At 46.6% G+C, this 17281-nt stretch carries 22 protein-coding genes; 8 read left to right on the forward strand and 14 right to left on the reverse strand.

Translation table 11 applies throughout. The features are described 5' to 3' along the window. Positions 1-30: 30 nt before the first annotated feature. The 13 genes from ACQE3D_RS17565 to ACQE3D_RS17625 all read right to left on the reverse strand — a co-directional run bounded on the left by ACQE3D_RS17565 (position 31) and on the right by ACQE3D_RS17625 (position 7818). Entirely contained in the window at positions 31-546 is a 516-nt protein-coding gene (locus tag ACQE3D_RS17565) for a TraV family lipoprotein (protein WP_427551087.1), read from the reverse strand. After that, complete coding sequence (locus tag ACQE3D_RS17570) at positions 543-1361, reverse strand: DsbC family protein (RefSeq protein ID WP_427551088.1); 819 nt, start codon at positions 1359-1361, stop codon at positions 543-545. The genes ACQE3D_RS17565 and ACQE3D_RS17570 overlap by 4 nt, the downstream gene beginning before the upstream one ends. 27 nt (positions 1362-1388) lie before the next feature. Next, a complete protein-coding gene (locus tag ACQE3D_RS17575) occupies positions 1389-2768 on the reverse strand; it encodes a TraB/VirB10 family protein (protein ID WP_427551090.1) in 1380 nt (459 codons plus the stop codon). Next, positions 2768-3745, reverse strand: a complete 978-nt coding sequence (locus ACQE3D_RS17580; RefSeq protein ID WP_171694448.1) for a TraK domain-containing protein — start codon at positions 3743-3745, stop codon at positions 2768-2770. Before ACQE3D_RS17580 ends, ACQE3D_RS17575 begins: the two co-directional genes overlap by 1 nt. Beyond that, positions 3742-4353 carry a TraE/TraK family type IV conjugative transfer system protein gene (locus tag ACQE3D_RS17585; RefSeq protein ID WP_427551092.1) on the reverse strand — a complete coding sequence of 204 codons (612 nt, stop codon included), beginning with the start codon at positions 4351-4353 and terminating at the stop codon, positions 3742-3744. The genes ACQE3D_RS17580 and ACQE3D_RS17585 overlap by 4 nt, the downstream gene beginning before the upstream one ends. Next, positions 4350-4631: a type IV conjugative transfer system protein TraL gene (gene traL, locus ACQE3D_RS17590; protein ID WP_033155943.1), complete on the reverse strand. Its 282-nt coding sequence runs from the start codon at positions 4629-4631 to the stop codon at positions 4350-4352. The genes ACQE3D_RS17585 and traL overlap by 4 nt, the downstream gene beginning before the upstream one ends. Before the next feature lie 201 nt (positions 4632-4832). Then, positions 4833-5141 carry an integration host factor subunit beta gene (locus ACQE3D_RS17595; RefSeq protein ID WP_427551094.1) on the reverse strand — a complete coding sequence of 103 codons (309 nt, stop codon included), beginning with the start codon at positions 5139-5141 and terminating at the stop codon, positions 4833-4835. Between the two features lie 56 nt (positions 5142-5197). Next, complete coding sequence (locus ACQE3D_RS17600) at positions 5198-5746, reverse strand: hypothetical protein (protein WP_427551095.1); 549 nt, start codon at positions 5744-5746, stop codon at positions 5198-5200. A 19-nt stretch (positions 5747-5765) separates the two neighbouring features. Then, the gene (locus ACQE3D_RS17605) at positions 5766-5999 is read right to left on the reverse strand and encodes a hypothetical protein (RefSeq protein ID WP_427551096.1); all 234 of its coding nucleotides are present in this window, start codon (positions 5997-5999) and stop codon (positions 5766-5768) included. Positions 6000-6039: 40 nt separating this feature from the next. Further along, a complete protein-coding gene (locus ACQE3D_RS17610; protein ID WP_054758235.1) occupies positions 6040-6267 on the reverse strand; it encodes a hypothetical protein in 228 nt (75 codons plus the stop codon). Then, on the reverse strand, positions 6264-6533 hold the full coding sequence (locus ACQE3D_RS17615; protein WP_026600320.1) for a helix-turn-helix domain-containing protein: 270 nt from the start codon (positions 6531-6533) through the stop codon (positions 6264-6266). The genes ACQE3D_RS17610 and ACQE3D_RS17615 overlap by 4 nt, the downstream gene beginning before the upstream one ends. 145 nt (positions 6534-6678) lie before the next feature. Then, on the reverse strand, positions 6679-7560 hold the full coding sequence (locus ACQE3D_RS17620) for a DNA/RNA non-specific endonuclease (protein ID WP_427551099.1): 882 nt from the start codon (positions 7558-7560) through the stop codon (positions 6679-6681). 24 nt (positions 7561-7584) lie between these two features. Continuing rightward, positions 7585-7818 carry a DUF6794 domain-containing protein gene (locus ACQE3D_RS17625; protein WP_427551100.1) on the reverse strand — a complete coding sequence of 78 codons (234 nt, stop codon included), beginning with the start codon at positions 7816-7818 and terminating at the stop codon, positions 7585-7587. A 219-nt stretch (positions 7819-8037) separates the two neighbouring features. On the opposite strand from ACQE3D_RS17625, the gene yfbR reads away from it, so the two are divergent. The 8 genes from yfbR to ACQE3D_RS17665 all read left to right on the forward strand — a co-directional run bounded on the left by yfbR (position 8038) and on the right by ACQE3D_RS17665 (position 16690). Further along, positions 8038-8646: a 5'-deoxynucleotidase gene (yfbR, locus tag ACQE3D_RS17630; protein ID WP_427551102.1), complete on the forward strand. Its 609-nt coding sequence runs from the start codon at positions 8038-8040 to the stop codon at positions 8644-8646. Between the two features lie 10 nt (positions 8647-8656). Beyond that, complete coding sequence (gene recD2, locus ACQE3D_RS17635) at positions 8657-10855, forward strand: SF1B family DNA helicase RecD2 (protein WP_427551103.1); 2199 nt, start codon at positions 8657-8659, stop codon at positions 10853-10855. Between the two features lie 340 nt (positions 10856-11195). Beyond that, entirely contained in the window at positions 11196-12323 is a 1128-nt protein-coding gene (locus tag ACQE3D_RS17640) for a DUF3466 family protein (protein WP_427551106.1), read from the forward strand. 199 nt (positions 12324-12522) lie between these two features. Next, on the forward strand, positions 12523-13203 hold the full coding sequence (locus ACQE3D_RS17645; RefSeq protein ID WP_427551108.1) for an abortive infection system antitoxin AbiGi family protein: 681 nt from the start codon (positions 12523-12525) through the stop codon (positions 13201-13203). A 124-nt stretch (positions 13204-13327) separates the two neighbouring features. Beyond that, positions 13328-13879, forward strand: a complete 552-nt coding sequence (locus ACQE3D_RS17650; RefSeq protein ID WP_427551109.1) for a restriction endonuclease — start codon at positions 13328-13330, stop codon at positions 13877-13879. Between the two features lie 12 nt (positions 13880-13891). After that, the gene (locus ACQE3D_RS17655) at positions 13892-15466 is read left to right on the forward strand and encodes an SEL1-like repeat protein (protein WP_427551111.1); all 1575 of its coding nucleotides are present in this window, start codon (positions 13892-13894) and stop codon (positions 15464-15466) included. After that, positions 15456-16211, forward strand: coding sequence for a J domain-containing protein (locus tag ACQE3D_RS17660; protein ID WP_427551112.1), 756 nt, complete (start codon positions 15456-15458; stop codon positions 16209-16211). Before ACQE3D_RS17655 ends, ACQE3D_RS17660 begins: the two co-directional genes overlap by 11 nt. Positions 16212-16264: 53 nt before the next feature. Further along, positions 16265-16690 (forward strand): hypothetical protein, encoded by a 426-nt coding sequence (locus ACQE3D_RS17665; RefSeq protein WP_427551113.1) that lies wholly within the window; start codon positions 16265-16267, stop codon positions 16688-16690. Between the two features lie 96 nt (positions 16691-16786). Here the strand turns inward: ACQE3D_RS17665 and ACQE3D_RS17670 are convergent, their stop codons facing one another. Then, positions 16787-17071, reverse strand: coding sequence for a hypothetical protein (locus ACQE3D_RS17670; protein ID WP_427551114.1), 285 nt, complete (start codon positions 17069-17071; stop codon positions 16787-16789). Between the last annotated feature and the right edge of the window lie 210 nt (positions 17072-17281).

Consider the following 17281-nt stretch of genomic DNA (forward strand, 5'->3'; position numbering starts at 1 on the left):
GTGGGACCTGCGGTTAAATGGGTTGCCCCATCAAGGCAATGATTTGCTCAATCCATTGACTGGACGCTCGTCGTCCCCGGTATCGACATTGGCGCGTCTCTCCGGTGGACGTTGTTCGACTTGCAGCGGGATCAACGAAGAACTGGCTGTCGAAGCCGCCTTGCCGATCATCCAACGCCGAGGTTCCAGTTCGGTGTAGACATAGTTGGACACCATCAAATCGCCATCGGCATCTTCCCAAGGTGCGATCCAGATGCGCATGACCTGCGAGGGTGTGCGTATCGGGGTGGGATCTTCGATCTTGGGCATGGGTTGCTGTAACGGCGGAACGATTGCCGGTGTTGAGGTTGTCTCCCAACTGGGGTTATTTTCCGGAGGCGCTTCGGTTATCGCCGTATTAGTGACTTGATAAGCCTGTGTCGTCGACAGACAGCTGGGTTCGTCAGGCATACCTTTGCAGCCGTAATCGGTGGTGGCGCAACCGGTGGCGATAGTAATCAGCAAGACATTGATGCCGTAACGGAAAAGGGAGTAAATAACTTTCATTGTTTTTTCTCCGTGGCGTTTTTGCTTTGCGTATCAGGTGTCGTTGCCAGACTGGGTGACGGTTTCGGTTTGTCCGCTAACCAATCGGCTAACGATTCCGGCGCGCCACTGTGGGTGCGTCCGTCAGGCGCAATCAGAAACGGCACACCCTTCAAATCGAATAACTTGGCAGTGACGATGGCTTTTTGCAGTGGCTCTTTGTTGCACTGAACGGGCTGATCGGTCGGCAAGCCGGCGAAATCCTGTTTCAACAAGCGGTCGCGCACGGCGTCTTTGGTTTTGGCATCGCTCGCGCCCAGCTGACAGGCCAGTTGCACGACGATGTTTTGCGATTCGGGGCCGAGGATGGGGACCATCACCAGTTTGAAGGTGTACTGGTCCTGCAAGGCTTGAAGGTCTTTCATGACCTTACCGCAATACGGGCAGCGCGGATCGATGAATACCAGTACTTGGGCTTTTCCATTGCCGACGGTCACCGGGCCCAGATCGTCGGCTTTGAGTTTCATCCGCGACAGGTCGATGCGGTTGGCGATTTTGTCGATATCCGCCAGTTCCTTGATCTCCTGTTGAGTCCAGATGTCCATCAATTTGCCGCCGTAAAAGGCAAAGCGACCGTTACTGGATATAAACACCGTCTGCTCGCCGGACTTGACCATCTTCAGGCCTGAGATCGGTAAGTCCTGCATGCCGTCGATCTTGATCGATAGCAAGCCTGCAGCAATATCCGAGACCGCTGGTTTTGCTGGATTCGCGGCCAGAGCAATCGATGTAATGAATAGCGTGGCCAGTAATAAAGGTATGTGGCGGAATGTCATAACGACCTTTGGGTTGGGATTAAGGAATCAGCTTGGGGTTTTCAGCTTCAATGCCGCGCCTTTTTGCACGATGAAATTAACCTGGCGGGTGGCATCGACTTCGATGACCGGGTAAATCTCTTCGGCCATGTCCATGTAAAAGTGCGACAGCCGTTCCATGGCAAAACCTGCGCCTCGCAAAGCACCGCCTTCCATCGACTGCGAGGAAAAGGCGCTTTGAAACGGTGTGGTACCAGATAGCGCACCGATGCCGCCGGTCATCAGCACCGGAATCTGGTTACGACCGAAGGCATCAGAAAAGCCGCGCAGGAAACCGGCCATCATGGACTGGGCGAGTAACGCACCTTGTTTGGAGACCACGCGACCACGCACCCCGTTTTTGCCGTCTTCGCCGGTGGCGTAGGCATTCATCGGCACTTCGATCACGCCACCGTCCTGGCGCACGCAGGAAAAGGTCTCGCCGCGAAAATAGGCGCGCTCAGCGCTCAAATCGCCAAAGCCGGCGGCCAACAAAAAGCACTCGCGGACATCGGCATGGAAACGGTTGGGCAAGATGGCTTCTTTCTTGATCCGGAACAGCACTGGCATCGGTTCTTTCTTGGCTTTGCGGCCAGTCGGGGCATCCAGACCATTCAGCAATACGCCAGTTAAAATGCTGCCGGCCGGGATGAAGACGTCGCTGTTTGCGTGGCCTGGCTGAGACTGGCCGTGAGCTGTGGTCTGCGCGGCGTCTTTATCTTTACCGTTGGAGTGCTTAGCGCCCTCCTGGATGACGCGAATCTGCATCACCGCCGGCGCCTGGCTATTGGCTCGTCCTCCCGAGACGCCGGTATTGCCCGGTGTCGGTCCAGGAATAGCCGCTTGCTCGAAGACGCGGTTGAGATCGTCTTGGCTGTTATCGAAGGGCGCACTGTTTGGACGGAGAGTTGACAGTCTTCCTTGTTTCGATGGCTCCAGTGCGTTTTGACTGGCATCGCCTGGGTTACCGGTGACTGCGGGTGTGACCGCTTTGTTCTTCAACGACTCGACTTCACCGGTGACAGCTTGCAATTTGGCTTCATAGGCTTCGCGCTCAGCGGTGGTCCATTGTTTGAAACGAATTTCGTCGGATAGCCGTTCGCGCTTTTGTTGTTCTTCGATCGCAGCTAGTCGGCGGGCTTGTTCGTCGTTTTTCTGTAGCAGATCGCGCAATTGCGCGGAAATGCCGTCGATGCCCAGTGAACGTGGATCGCTATCGGTCAATATATGTTGGATGGTCGCCTGTTTGCTCAACGGTTTACTGACGTCCGGGGTGACAGTGGCTAACGCGATGATGACCGCCAACAGCACGGTACCGATGCTGCCGACGGCCAGATTGCGTTTGGCTGCCGGACTCAAGCGTGTCCACCAGGTATCGACGACCGCCATTACCGTTGCCCTCCGCTCAATAATGAAGGACGCAAACTGACTGACCCCTCTGGCGATTGTCGGACCACGACATACAATTCGGTGGCTTCCTGCGGCTTCAACACCACGTTGGGCCAAACTGAAACGGCCAGTACGTCCTGTTGCGTCGTGGCACAACTACGTTCGTCGAACTCGAGCATGTCGCCGCCAGTATTCTTGGCAAGTCCCACCAAGATCAGCCTGTCCTGACCTTCCAGAACTTGACCGGTTTTGATCTGCACCCGGTCTTGCAGGCAGTGAATCTGTTCTTGCGGCTTGGGTTCGCGCAGGGAATAACCAGGCGGGGTCTTTTGCAAACCCAAATCCCGGAACAAGGTTTTTAGCTGGCTGATGTAGGCTTGTTCCTGTTGGCCAGAATTTCGATTACCGGCATCCGAACGTTGCCATTGGTTCAGTAGTTGGTAGCTGTCTTTATCCAGATCAAGGTGAATTTCCCGCGCAGGAATCCGTTTGGGGATCAATGTGAGCGACAAGGCAATATCCTGATTGTCACCAGGGGTGATGTATAAGGTCACCGGCGTTTCGTCGGCGGTGGCGACATAGACGATTTTGCCTTTGGTGCTGGTGGTGGCCTGGCTGGTGGTCGTGACCACCGGATGTTCGAACGGTGTGACCAGCCGATTCAAGTGGCCGACGGCAATCGGCATCAGTTCGTTGATGCCGGGTTTAACCGAAATATGCTGTGGGCCGATGGATGTGGCTGAGACTGCGTTTGACGCTGCCGCTTGCTGTTTGGCGGCTTTCAAGACACTGGCATCGACCGGGGGTAACTCGATGCCTAAATCCGGCTGAGACGTGGCAACGGGCTGTGATGGCGATGCGGACGACTCTTCGGCTACGGTGGTGACCGGTGGCAACACCGTCACCGGTAAATCATCGGCGGCCCAAGCGCCATTGGCGAAGCAAAACAATAACCAGGGGTGCAACAATCGTTTCATGGTTGAGCCTTATGCGGTTGGCCTTGGGTGGCTTTCAAATGGGCTAGTGTTCTGGGGGAATCCGGATACACGTCGATGTATTCCAGCCGGGGCCGATAGTTTTTAATGGCGATGATGAATTCGTAGGTACGGAGCTTCACGTCCGGTTTGGAACTGGGGCCCTGGCTTTTCAGTTCGCCGCTGACGAAGACTTTGTTGCTCTCGGCTTCGTAATCGACATGACGCGGCGTAAAACTGATCGCGACCCGGTCCATCTTGATGGCCTTGATTTGATCGCTCATGGCATCCAGGACACTGCGGTAAATATCCGGCGCCAATAACGGCTCGACTGCGGTTTTCAGAAAGTCGGCATTGGCTGGCGTGGTGTTGCCAAGCAATTCGGCCAGGAACAATCCCCAGGACTCTTTGAACTCGCTGGATGCCTGACTGCGTGTGACTTCGACTTCCTGCGTCAAGCTCGGCGGCACCAGAATGATGCTACGTTCGGTTCGCCAGGCAGCCAGCGAGGTAATCACGCAAATGACTAACAAACCAATGATGACGACGCGGCTAAACCGATTTTCGGTTTCGTGGCCGTCCCAGGTTTGCAGAAAATCCGACCATCTCATGGCAGGAACCGGCGGATGTAGGGATTGGGTATGGTCTGCGCGCGACTGGGCAACAGGCCCAGCCAATACAGCGCATGCAAGGTATAGCCGTCAGGCCGATTATCGCGAAAACGCCGGTAAAACTTGACCGCAATCAACCCGAGCGCTAAGCCCGGAATGAATTGATCGATCAACATGCCGGTCAGCATGCTGACCATGAAGGGTACGATCTCGTCCGCGCTCCACAATAAAATGTGGATCGGATCGTCGATCGATTGGGGGATGGCAACGGGTTCCATAATGACCTCCGGTTGGGATGGCCATTATTGTGAGCAGGATTTAGGGCGAGTTGCGTACAATAAAAGTCAAATACGACTTTTATTGTACGAGTGAAGATTTTTTTTAAAAAAAACGGAGCGAAAGCAATCCAGTCAGTGGGTAATATGCCTTTAACTGCAAATTACCCTGATTGCCTTTAGGCATGACGGAAGGTGTTTTGTCTAATCATCCGTGATGGGAAACGCGGTTCTCGACTGTTCAACACGCTCACGTAAATTCAGCCCCGGCTTAAAGTGCGAGGTATACCGAATGGGCAAATTCACTTGTTCGCCTGTCTTAGGGTTACGCCCCATGCGGGCAGCTCGCTGATTGACTGAAAATCCGCCAAATCCCCGAATTTCAATTCGTTCGCCTCGTGCCAGATGATGGATCATCGCATCAATTATTACGTTAATTGCTAATTCGATATCGCGTTGCATCAAATGTGGCAATTTAAGACTGGTGCGTTCGATAAGTTCAGACTTTGTCATTCTAAGGTGTATGTCCAATCGGTGATTTGTAAAAGTGGGTGTTGGTGATTAGATCATCACAGCGCTGGCAATGTCTTGCCACCCTGTTCGACGATCACGGCCTGCTTGAGCAAATCACTGGCAGAGGGATATTGATCGTACAGGCTGCCAATGGCTTGATAATAGGCCATCGTATCGAATGGCTCTGCGGATTGTTTTCGGATCAACTCAGCCAGCCTTGACCTGAAATCCGGTGAAACGGTCACTATGCGTAGACCTTTGACAATTTTGTTGTCGGGATCCACCAAGACCAGATTAATGGGCAAATAAGCATCACCCTCATCAATCGTCTCATCACCGGCTAGATGAATGGTAAACGCCAAATCTGACCAATCCAGAAAACCCTCGATTTTGAATAAAAACAAAATGAGTTCGGCTTTTGCGAATAACGCAAACGAAGTATTCCCATTCAGAAAAGCTTGGATTTCTCGAGGGGATGCCGAAAAATTAAACGTCAGCAAAGGCGTGCCATTGGCTAGGATTATGCTCATGCCTTCCGCGGGCATGTCATGATCAAAGCGTTCACCCACGCATAATTTCAAATATCCCATTTCGTTTATGTTCATGAGGCAGAGAGGCTTGAGCCTAGGAATAAGGGAGAGGCAATGGCTCACCTAAAAGCCGCACGTTTTCATCAATATCAACGGCAACACAACGATTTTCTTGAATCGCCTCGGCTAAAGTGTATTCGTCCTGGCACAAGTAAACATTCTGTTCACAGGCTGAACAATAGCGAACGTCCTGATTGTCCGTTTGAGTCAACTCGGCCCATTTTTTATCGCATTGTTTGCCAAAAATGCAGTTTCTGATTACGCCCACTTCGAATTCCTTGAAGCAAAAAATTGGTATGTCGGTTTATTCAGCCAGTACAGGTTTTTAGCTTGACTGAAAAATCCGCAATCCCCAGTTTGAATAATTGTTTGGCTGCCGCGTCCAAGGTTTTAAATTCCTTGGTTTCACGTTTGGTCGTTTCCAATGGTTGTCCGTTGATGACCACCATGTAACCTTGTGCCATCACGGCATAATGAACTTGGACTTGCTTCACCGCATTGGCATCAAGCAAAACCTTCACCTCGCGCTCAATCATACGCCTCCCTTGATTTTCGGTTCGCTGGGCTGAATGGGCTGTTCCCACGATTCAAATAGATCTTGTTGGTCGACCAATACCAGTAGATCACCCGGCTTTACCTGCAAATAGCGACACAACTTGGCAAGCACCTCGCGATCAAAGCTTTTTACCTGATCGTAGTAATAGCGATCTACCGTCGCCCGCGCAATGCCTGTTGCGTGACAAACATCGGCGACTTTAAGGCGTTTGGATCCAAGGATCGTTGACAGTCGACAGGTGATCATATGCCATATTGAGTGAATAATTAATCGATCTCGATGAATTTTTATAATGATAAAGCGAAGGAAAACTCATGGCAAGGATTGCTTATTAATGGCATTTTATAGGGTGCTCATGACCAGCAGCCTAGCTGGTCACTCCAGGCCAGGATTAACTTTTGTTACAGCCATATGGAATTAACCAGCTGGTGGCTGGCTTGTCATGTTTTGCATAATCCGCAACTGGAAATTGGTCTCCAGTAAGTTTTTCCAGTTCGTCAATCGATACCAGAAAGTGATCCAGATTGCGTTTCGTGGCCTCAGTGGAATTCGGCACTACCCAGGCAATTGCCCGTTCATCTGCGCCAGTGCCCCGTACGATCACTTTGTAAAAGTAGTCGGGGGTGCGTACGCCATGACTGGAAGCAAAAATATCGTTGTTGGTATCCTGACCCCAGATTATGCCGCCTAGGACTAAGAGATCATCAATATCTCGGTAACACTCGATGATTTCCTCCGTAAGCAACCAGGCACCTCGATTCATCTGCGAGGTTTGAGGCAAGATGTTCGCCATATAGTTCGATTGATGGATCGCATTGACCGAGTCGTCAAGATGATTTGCGGGCACTTGGTGACCACGGTCATAGCCATTGCCGTAGGCCTGGCTACTGAACTGTTGGCACGCTGCTGGTGAACCTGGCCCCAACTCGAAATGATCGTAGCGCTTTACATTGCCATTGTCTCGCTGGGCGGTATAGCGAAATCGGATAGCGGCTCGTTCTTTGCAATCAATCCAAAGGGTGAATCCTTCGTAATCAAGCTTAAGAAGCTCTTTCGACTCCATACTGGCTTGAACTTGAGCAGTTGGCTGCGCTGTTTCACTGGGTGGCACGACCGGCTCCACTTTTGCCTTGATGCGATCTTCATGGCAGTGGTATTCACTCGTCTTTCGATGGGTATGGCAACCTTCGGTATTAACCTTACCGGGGTGAGCATGCGCACCGCTCCAGCATAGAACGATAAAAAATCCAAAGGTAAGGCGTAACGCAGGCAATCTGTTAATCCGTAAAGTGGTTGTTTACTGTAGCCGTTGCCACAGAGCATGGATTATGAGAAGTGCAGCATCATCAGGATGGGACGTGTCACATTCAATCAGTAACGGATTATCCGGATTATGAAGGTCGTAGGCATTTCGAATCGCCAGTCCAAGCCCGAAATGCAGGTCTATCAGGTTGTTCGGTTCCATTGCCGCTATTGTCAGCTGGTCCTTCTCTTCCAGAACCAGTAACAACCGAGCGACAGCTTCCGCCACAGTAACTGGTGACTGTAAAACGTCACGGTGTATTGATGACCAATTATTGCCCAATTTGATAAGCCTTTAAGTAGAACAGCGGGTTAGATGAACTAACCCTATATTTTAAACAATGTTATCCACAGAATTTGGGGATAACGATTCAGCGGCAGTAAGATTAAGGCTATTGCGCTGCAGTGTTTTAATCTGCTTTGAACAAACCTAGGATTTTTAAACCTCATGTCACCATCGATTAGTTCGAATTTTTATGCTTACCTTTCCCGCTTGAGATGGATTAAACGCTGGGGACTAAAACGCAACGCCCATGAAGAAAATGTCATGGAGCACAGCTGGGAAGTGGCTGTCATTGCCCATACCTTGGCGCTCATCAAAAACCGCTATTTTGAAGGTCAAGTTGATGCCAATGCCGTTGCAACCGCAGCCCTTTACCATGACATCACTGAAGTCATTACCGGTGATATGCCCACACCCATCAAATACCATTCGTCAGCAATTCTCAGTGCCTACAAGCAAATCGAGCAGCAAGCGGAACAAGAGTTATTGAATCTACTGCCTGAAGCATTACAACCCGATTTCCGGGTTTTGATCGATCACCAGCAAATGTCTGAAGCCCATCAGAAAATCATCAAAGCGGCTGACAAGATATCCGCCTACCTGAAATGCCAGGCCGAATTGAAAGCCGGCAATGCTGAATTTGAAATGGCTGCCGAACAACTCGAACGGGATATTGAAGCAATGGATCAGCCTGAGGTCAGATTTTTTATGCTGTCCTTCGCGCCCAACTGCGGACTGACGCTCGATGACTTGATGAAAAAACGCAAGGGATAGCGTACTGAGTATGGATTTCCAACCCAGCCCGTCACATTCTGCCGACAATCCTGTTGAGAAACTACACGGTTCGATTGAGCGCGTGACATTCCATAGCGAGGCCACGGGATTTTGCGTGTTGCGGGTCAAGGTCAAAGGTTATCGGGAATTGATTACCGTGATCGGTTCGGCCGCCAGTGTCACTGCGGGTGAATATATTGAATGCCTGGGTTGCTGGGTCAATGATCGCCAACATGGCCAGCAATTCAAAACCATTTCATTAAAAATCGTGCCGCCAACCACGTTGGATGGCATCGAAAAATACCTGGGATCCGGCATGGTCAAAGGCATCGGTCCCCATTTTGCCAAGAAGCTGGTCAAAGCCTTCGGCGAACTGGTGTTCGATGTGATTGAGCAAACACCCGAGCGTCTGTTGGAATTACCGGGGATTGGTAAGAAACGCCAGGAGCGTGTGACCAGTGCCTGGGCGGAACAGAAAGTGATTCGGGAGATTATGGTCTTTCTGCAATCGCATGGTGTCGGTACTTCGCGATCGGTGCGAATTTATAAAACCTACGGCGAGCAGGCTATCGAGAAAGTGCGTGAAAATCCCTATCGCCTGGCACTGGATATTCACGGCATCGGCTTTAAAACCGCCGATACTCTGGCGCAGAAGCTGGGCATTGGCCCGCAATCGCTGCTACGCGCCCAAGCAGGAGTCAGGCATGTCTTGCAGGAATGGTCCGGCGAAGGCCATTGCGCAGCTATTCGGAGCAATCTGTGCGAAATGGCGGCGAAACTACTGGAAATTCCAATGCCGATCATCGACCAAGCGATCGCGGCAGAATTAACCGAAGGCAATTTGATCGCCGAAATCGACGGCAGCGACGAATTCATTTTTCTGACGCCTTTGCACCGCGCTGAAATAGGTTGTGCAGCCAACCTGAATAGATTAAATCAAGGTGATGCGCCATGGGGTGTGATTGACGTGGATAAAGCCATTCCCTGGGTGGAAGAGCAAACTGGCATGACCTTGTCGCAGTCGCAAGCTACCGCCGTACGATTGGTACTCCAGCATAAAGTCTCGGTGATCACTGGCGGCCCCGGTGTCGGCAAAACCACCCTGGTCAACAGTCTGCTTAAGATTCTCAAAGCCAAAAGGGTGCGGATCGGTTTGTGCGCGCCGACGGGACGAGCGGCAAAACGTCTGACCGAATCGACCGGCATGGAAGCAAAAACCGTTCATCGTCTTCTGGAGTTCGATCCGACGCAGTTCGCGTTCAAGCATAACGACGAATACCCGCTGGACCTCGATTGCTTGGTGATTGATGAGTCGTCGATGATGGACGTGGTGTTGATGAATCAGCTGTTAAAGGCCATACCGACGGAGGCTGCGGTCTTGATCGTCGGTGATGTTGATCAATTACCCTCGGTCGGACCCGGATCTGTGCTGGCCGACATCATTGATTCTGGTCAAATTGCCACCGTGCGTCTGACCGAGATTTTCCGCCAGGCCAGTACTTCCAAAATCATCACGAATGCTCACCGGATTAACCACGGGCAGATGCCGGTAGTTGATAAGACTGAAGCTCTTAGCGATTTTTATTGCCTCTACGCCGAAACACCCGAGGAGATTTTCGCTAAATTGATGCAAGTCGTCCTCGAACGAATTCCGCAGCGCTTCAAATTTCATCCGGTCAACGACGTGCAAATTTTGACGCCCATGAATCGAGGTGGCCTGGGCGCACGGTCGTTGAACGTCGAATTGCAAGCACGCTTAAACGGACACAGTGAACCGAAGATTACCCGTTTCGGTAATACCTATGCGCCGGGTGATAAGGTCATTCAGCGGATCAACAACTACGATAAGGAAGTCTTCAATGGCGACATTGGCGTGATCAAAGCCATCGATCTTGAGGACAGCCAGGTCAAGATCTTATTCGACGATCGGGAGGTCGACTACGAATTCAGTGATCTGGACGAAATTACGTTGGCTTATGCCACCAGTGTGCACAAATCGCAAGGCTCGGAATATCCGGTGGTGGTGATTCCGTTGGCCATGCAGCATTTTATGCTGCTGGAACGTAATCTGCTGTATACCGGCGTCACGCGTGGCAAGCAATTGGTTGTGGTGATTGCTCAGCCCAAAGCGTTAGCCATGGCTGTGAAAAACCAACAATCACAACGCAGAATCACTGATCTGGCGGCTAGACTGAACAAAAATCCGTGACAGTCTATTAGCTAAAACTCTTTTGAATGAAGTCAATTACTGGACTGTCAGCCATACCATCCAATTTCAAGAGTTCATGTATACGGTGAATCAGCCGAATGGCAGGTATTCGGTAAGCAAATCGACTTTATGGCCGAGTCACAACGGCCAATACCCGCCGCTCGGAGTAGCTATCCAATTATAATAATTAAGGCATCATGTAACCCGATCGGCTGTCCGGTATTCGGCGAGTAAATTGAAGTTATCACTGCAAACAGATTTTGGGTAAAGCTGATGATTTTTGATGATCAATCCGTTAAGAAATGCCTCATTTTAATTTTATTAATTGGAAAAGAAAGAGATGAAATTTTCAGCGTATAAGACTGATGTTAGTCTTATTAAAGAACTAGTTTTTTTTGCTTTGTGTTTGATAGTGGTGGATTCAGAAGCTTCTAGTTACACCATTACAAATCTTGGTACTTTAGGATCAGATAACGAAAAAGGCTCAAGTTGGGCTTATGACATAAACGAAAAGGGACAGATTGTTGGAAATAGTTCTATTGGCGGTATTACTTATTCGTTCTTATATGAAAACGGGGTAATGACAAATATTGCACCACAAGAAAAATCATATAACACCGCCAATGCCATCAATAATCATGGAGAGATCGTTGGACAAAAAAACATAAATGTTACTGGGGCGAATTATGAAGCCTATCTATACAAAAATGGTCAAATGATTGGATTGGGCACAAATAAGCTAGATTACAGTTATGCTACCGATATAAATGATAACGGTCAAATTGTTGGTGTGTCTGGAACTGGTAATGGCAGTTTGACAAAAGGATTTCTATACCAAAACGGAGTTATGTCTGACATAGGAAGCCTTGGTGGTGTTTATACAAATCCTGAAAGTATCAATAATAGTGGTCAGGTTGTTGGATATAGTCAAAACAGCAAAAGAGGTACAGAAGCGTTTCTTTTCGAAAATGGCAAAATGACAGGAATTGGCTCCCTAGTTAGTAATGCCAATGATAGCAGAGCTAAATCTATAAATGAGGATGGAAGTATTGCGGGAAGTACTCAAGAGTACTATTACTCTCCTAGGCAAGGTTTTTTAATTCAGAATAATCAGGTCTCAGATTTTGATAGCCATAATTATCCATTTTCAATGGCTTATGATATTAACAATCTAAATGAAGTCGTTGGTATCAGTGGAAATAGTATTCCAGAAGCATTCGTTTACAAGGATGGTAAATTGAATTTTCTTTACAGCTTACTGATTGGTGATGTAACTGGCTGGACTGAGCTTAGGTATGCGAATGCAATTAATGACAAAGGTCAGATTGTAGGAATGGGTATTTTTAATGGGCTCGAACGAGCATTTCTTTTAACGGAGATTCCTACTGCTCCGACTATTTGGCTTATAGGCTCCGGATTGATTGCATTTTTAGGTATTAGAAAATTGAAGTTTTTAAATAATATGTGAATATATAACAATAGCTTATCCAACATATGTCCATACTATAATCGATCTCACTGGCATTAAAGGCTAGCCTAAAATTCTCAGACGACATTAACCTGAACTACAGGCCATATGAATATTGAAGCTTTTTTTATAACATTTACTAAATCAGATTTGTTTAACCAAAAGACATAATTACATATTATTCTTCGATGGTGGGGTGATGATTATCCATTTCACAAATAACCTTGAAAATATTGTTTCAATCTTAAAGTCAAGCTCATTTAAGCTTGGATATTGTTGTGAATATTTCGGAGAAAAGGACAAAATTATATCCAATGCTGCTCATCCAATGGTCTGCTTTAGTGAATATACTGATTCTGAACTTGAGTCAAAGCATATAACGTATGGTGAATATGCTATTGCCATGAATAAAAAATGGGCCGTACATAAAGGTCTAAGTCCAGTTATGTATGTTGAAAAGAATTCACAGGCAGCAGTGGGGATAGCAACTCTACTCAAGGCGCGTCAAAAACATGGCAAAGATGCTATACCCAAAAATCTCCGGTTGCCGATCATGCAGGTCAAGTGCTTTACAAAGCACGAAACTGGTTACAACAGTTATTTTAACTGCAATGATTTCTGTTTCAAGAATGAAAATGAGTGGCGTTATGTACCAACTAAAAAGCAAATTGAAGGAGCCTATATATCTTTGAATAAAACTACATTTTATTCAGATAAAGAAAAACACAATAAAAAACTAGAGCCATTCCCGCTAATTTTCGATTATTCTGATATAAATTCAATTTATGTCAAAACAGATGAGGACGTGAAAACCATAAATACCGAATTTAAGCAGTTACCATTCGAGGTAAAACTATCAAAATGGCAAACAAGAGCATAACTTACCCATTAACCCAACCCTGCTCCGCTACAAGGGTTATACGCAGCGTTAAAACTCGTATTAGCCAACACTTGTGTTTTTTCCAAGTAAGGTAATAAACTCTATTTTTTTCTTATTGCAGGTCATGGCAGACATATTTTCATCAATTAAGAACTGTTTTTTCGAATCTCCTTCATTACCACCAAAAACGGAAACACAAGCAGAGAAAAACACTCGCCACCAAAGAGAAGCCCTAGCATTTGTTAAACATAAGCATCGGGAAGCTCATGCGAAAAACATGCAGCAAGAGGTTTGGCATCGCCAATACGGAAAACAAAAAGCGGCGGAACTTAGTCAACTGAGCGGCGCAGAATTTGAGGAATTTTTAGCAGGGTTGTTCCGTCAACATGGCTTTCATGTCGAGCTCACGCCGACCACTGGAGATTATGGCGCGGACCTGTTGTTGTCTAAGATAGGCCAACGTATCGCCGTTCAGGCTAAATGCTATACCGGCAGCGTTGGTGTTTCGGCTGTGCAGGAGGCTTTGGCTGGCATGGCGTATTATGGCTGCCAAAATGCCTGGGTCGTCACTACCGGTAATTTGACGCCAAATGCCATCGAACTGGCGAAAAAATCTCATGTACGGTTGGTGGATACCACGGAATTAGGGAAATTGATACAGCAATTGGAAACTTAGGAATAACGGGTTGTGGCGAATAATTTACCTTCATTAGCGGGCAATCGGGAACTATCTAGCCAACCTACGGTGACTTCGACATTGTTGGGGCGAGGTCTTGCAGCCATTCACAGTAAGCAATTTGTCATTGCAGACCAAAATAAACGCTTTCGAGAAGCCCGTGACGTGTACGAGCATATCACTGATTATGGATGGGAGCGACGACCTGAAGCTCATTGGGTTGATGAGATTGACTATAACGTTCCATTAGTGAGCGCATATGTAACACTTAAGCAATTAGCTGATGATGGTTATGGCAAAGCCTACTTTCTGCTTGCAAGAATATATGAAGGCAGTCAAGGTGTTTCGGAGAATCTTGAACAGTCTCAATATTTTAATGAACTGGCATTTCGTTGGCTTTCTAATCATAAGGCATTAAATGACCCAGAAATTTGGCGAGACTTAGCTTGGATGTATGGAAAAGGCCTTGGCGTCCTACAAGATCAAGGTCTTGCATTATCTTTGTATCAAAAAGCTGCAAAACTAGGTTATGCCGACGCACAATTTAATCTCGGAATATTGTATAGAGATGGGCATATTGTCGAGCAAGATTATGATCAATCCGTTTTTTTGTTTAAACAGGCTGCAGAACAAGGTCATTGGTCAGCTCAAGGTATGCTAAGTTATTTCTACAGAGATGGAGTCGGCGTAGAGCGTAACATTGAGCAATCCATTTTTTGGGATAAGCAACGTGCTGAACAAGGCCATATAAATAGCCAAGCTAACTTAGGTTATAGATACTACGATGGCCGTGATGTTGAGCAAGATTATGAGGAAGCAATATATTGGTTTGAACTAGCTGCTAAAATTGGCTATGCGCAAGCTCAATACGAGCTTGGTAACATGTACCGAGATGGCCTAGGCGTTAAGTGCGACTATGAAAAAGCCTTGTTTTGGTATAAAAAATCTTCTGAACAGGGTTATTTTTGGGCTCATTATGATCTTGGTTACCTGTTTCTGCATGGACTAGGTGTTGAGCAGAATTATGAGAAAGCAAAATATTTGTTTGAACAAGTTGCTGAAGATCATATCGCAGCGCAATACGATCTTGGTTATATGTATTTTTATGGTTTAGGTGTTAACCAAGACTATGACGAATCAAGACATTGGTTCGATCAAGCTGCCGAACAATTTGATTTTCAAGCTTATTATTATCTTGGCGAAATATATCAAAATGGTTTAGGTGTTGATCAAGATTTACAAGAAGCCGATTACTGGCTTCAGGGGGCGGCAGAAGCGATGGAACATGCTGTTGAACAAGGTTGGGAGCATTGCCCACAATACTATTTGGCCTATACCTATCTGCGCGGTTTAGGTGTCGCGCAGGATTATGAAAAAGCTAAATGTTTGTTTGGACAAGCTGCCGAGCAAGGTCATGAAGGCGCTCAATATTATCTCGGCTATATGTATCAAAATGGCTTAGGAGTAGAGAAAGACGCTTTATTAGCTATGTCTTTGTTTCGAAATGCTGCGCAAAAAGGCCATTTATTAGCAAAGGAATACTTGAACAAATACGGCTTGAACAATGGAAATATAAATGCTACCTGAAGAACAAGAACTAGTAAGATTAGAAGCCGAGCAGGCCGAGCTCGAAGAACAAGTTACAACTGCCGAACTAGCGCTGGAAACCCTTAAAGTTGAACTGGTTCAGTTTCAATATCGTTACTATCAAGGTCCAGGCCGCTTATATGCAGAACTAGATAGCTGGGATGCGCGTATTGCTATGAACGAAGCTGGAATGCATCCAAATGATGTGGACGTTCAATTACGGGCTGTGGCCGCCGAAGAGCAAGCTAAATGTTCGGCTGAGGAGGCTGGTATCATTAAGAAAAGCCCTCCACCGCCACCAGAAATTACTCAGGAAGCCAAACAAGCTTTTCGCAGAGCTGCGAAGCTTATGCATCCTGATCGCGCCACTAGCGACGAAGAACGCAAGCGTCGCAACGAGATAATGGCAAAGGTTAATATTGCGTACGAAAACGGTGATCAAGATGCCATAGAAAAATTGATCATTGAATTTGGACAAGATCCTGAAGCTATCCAAGGTGATGACATAGGCTCTCGAATGATAAAAGCTTTACGCCGAATTGCTCAACTACGTGGACGTTCAGTAGAAATTGAAAAGGAACTCGCCGAAGCTCAAAAACATGAATTATTCGAGTTATTTGTTACTGTTAAAGAGTCCGAGGCGATGGGAAGTGATCCGATCGGAGATTTGATACAGGAAATTTTAAAGCAGATTTCGGAAAGAAAAATTCAGTTAGAATTGATGAATGAAAGTGTTACGTACTGAAAAAATTACTATTTAATTGGACAGCTCACTAAATTAAAAACTTTTGGAATATCATGTCGACACCAGGCTCTAGAACAATAAGAGAATGTCCAGAGTGTAAAGGCCCCTGTTCATTTTACAATCCTGACTATGGTTCTATATATATTTCAGGTGATGAGGATTATTTTGATATGGCTTTTTCTTATGAGAAGAATACTCTTAAATGTCCACATTGCTCAAAAGACTTTTATCTCCCTGATTCTGAAATAACGTGCATATATTTTCTTGATGAGTACAAAGCTAGTTTACTTAAAAGTGGAATGGAAATTAATAGCTTTATGGGTTTTTTGGGTATTCCTACTTATGGAAAAACTTACACTAAATACAAAATTTTTCAAAATCTGTATGGAAAAAAGCATAATGAATATGATGCTTATTATGTGGCATTTAAGGCGCTACCGATAGATTATTTTAGTAAGATGCTTAATATGGGTTTGTAAGTAGGGCCGTAGTATTCGCTTCACGCATTTGCTCTAGCAATAAGCGCAATACGGAAACTTTCATAGAATGATAATTCACAGCTTTTTAGGTTATCATCATTTATCTATTTTCCTTAAATTTGAACCAGGAACATGCGCATCATTATGAAACCCCTGTCTCTGATTTCTCTCTCTAGCTATCTGTTCTTCGTTAGTAAGCACTAATTTTTTCTTAATTTTTTTAAATTTTGGTAAAGTGCTTATTAATTTTCTTTTTGATTTTTTATATTTGGCTTTATTTTTTGTCTCATCTGAATTAGTGTTTTGTTTGTTATTACAGTGATGACATAACACAAGGGGATGCTTTAAAGCCCCACATTGTTGACACTTTTTAAATTTCACTTGATAGCTTATCCTTTTCGCTTAAGGGCCGAGCTAAATGATAATGTTTCAATCATCTTCTGGAAAGCAGCCAAGTAGGGTTCACTACGCGCACAATTCGGCTTGTACCACAATTAACAAGTAAGCGGGATCAGGTCTTGCAATCAAGCCTTCTTGGCTAAACCAACAGGCGGGTACTCATTCTACTGCCGTCACTGAAAATCCAAACGC

Origin of the sequence: Methylomonas sp. MS20 (genome assembly GCF_050275925.1) — a bacterium.
In the GTDB taxonomy this organism is placed as follows: domain Bacteria; phylum Pseudomonadota; class Gammaproteobacteria; order Methylococcales; family Methylomonadaceae; genus Methylomonas; species Methylomonas koyamae_A.

Excerpts from the sequence above, each read along its gene's own strand:
- ACQE3D_RS17565 (WP_427551087.1), bottom strand. The coding sequence starts at position 546 with ATGAAAGTTATTTACTCCCTTTTCCGTTACGGCATCAATGTCTTGCTG.
- ACQE3D_RS17570 (WP_427551088.1), bottom strand. The coding sequence starts at position 1,361 with ATGACATTCCGCCACATACCTTTATTACTGGCCACGCTATTCATTACA.
- ACQE3D_RS17575 (WP_427551090.1), bottom strand. The coding sequence starts at position 2,768 with ATGGCGGTCGTCGATACCTGGTGGACACGCTTGAGTCCGGCAGCCAAA.
- ACQE3D_RS17580 (WP_171694448.1), bottom strand. The coding sequence starts at position 3,745 with ATGAAACGATTGTTGCACCCCTGGTTATTGTTTTGCTTCGCCAATGGC.
- ACQE3D_RS17585 (WP_427551092.1), bottom strand. The coding sequence starts at position 4,353 with ATGAGATGGTCGGATTTTCTGCAAACCTGGGACGGCCACGAAACCGAA.
- traL (WP_033155943.1), bottom strand. The coding sequence starts at position 4,631 with ATGGAACCCGTTGCCATCCCCCAATCGATCGACGATCCGATCCACATT.
- ACQE3D_RS17595 (WP_427551094.1), bottom strand. The coding sequence starts at position 5,141 with ATGACAAAGTCTGAACTTATCGAACGCACCAGTCTTAAATTGCCACAT.
- ACQE3D_RS17600 (WP_427551095.1), bottom strand. The coding sequence starts at position 5,746 with ATGAACATAAACGAAATGGGATATTTGAAATTATGCGTGGGTGAACGC.
- ACQE3D_RS17610 (WP_054758235.1), bottom strand. The coding sequence starts at position 6,267 with ATGATTGAGCGCGAGGTGAAGGTTTTGCTTGATGCCAATGCGGTGAAG.
- ACQE3D_RS17615 (WP_026600320.1), bottom strand. The coding sequence starts at position 6,533 with ATGATCACCTGTCGACTGTCAACGATCCTTGGATCCAAACGCCTTAAA.
- yfbR (WP_427551102.1), top strand. The coding sequence starts at position 8,038 with ATGTCACCATCGATTAGTTCGAATTTTTATGCTTACCTTTCCCGCTTG.
- recD2 (WP_427551103.1), top strand. The coding sequence starts at position 8,657 with ATGGATTTCCAACCCAGCCCGTCACATTCTGCCGACAATCCTGTTGAG.
- ACQE3D_RS17640 (WP_427551106.1), top strand. The coding sequence starts at position 11,196 with ATGAAATTTTCAGCGTATAAGACTGATGTTAGTCTTATTAAAGAACTA.
- ACQE3D_RS17645 (WP_427551108.1), top strand. The coding sequence starts at position 12,523 with ATGATTATCCATTTCACAAATAACCTTGAAAATATTGTTTCAATCTTA.
- ACQE3D_RS17650 (WP_427551109.1), top strand. The coding sequence starts at position 13,328 with ATGGCAGACATATTTTCATCAATTAAGAACTGTTTTTTCGAATCTCCT.
- ACQE3D_RS17660 (WP_427551112.1), top strand. The coding sequence starts at position 15,456 with ATGCTACCTGAAGAACAAGAACTAGTAAGATTAGAAGCCGAGCAGGCC.
- ACQE3D_RS17665 (WP_427551113.1), top strand. The coding sequence starts at position 16,265 with ATGTCGACACCAGGCTCTAGAACAATAAGAGAATGTCCAGAGTGTAAA.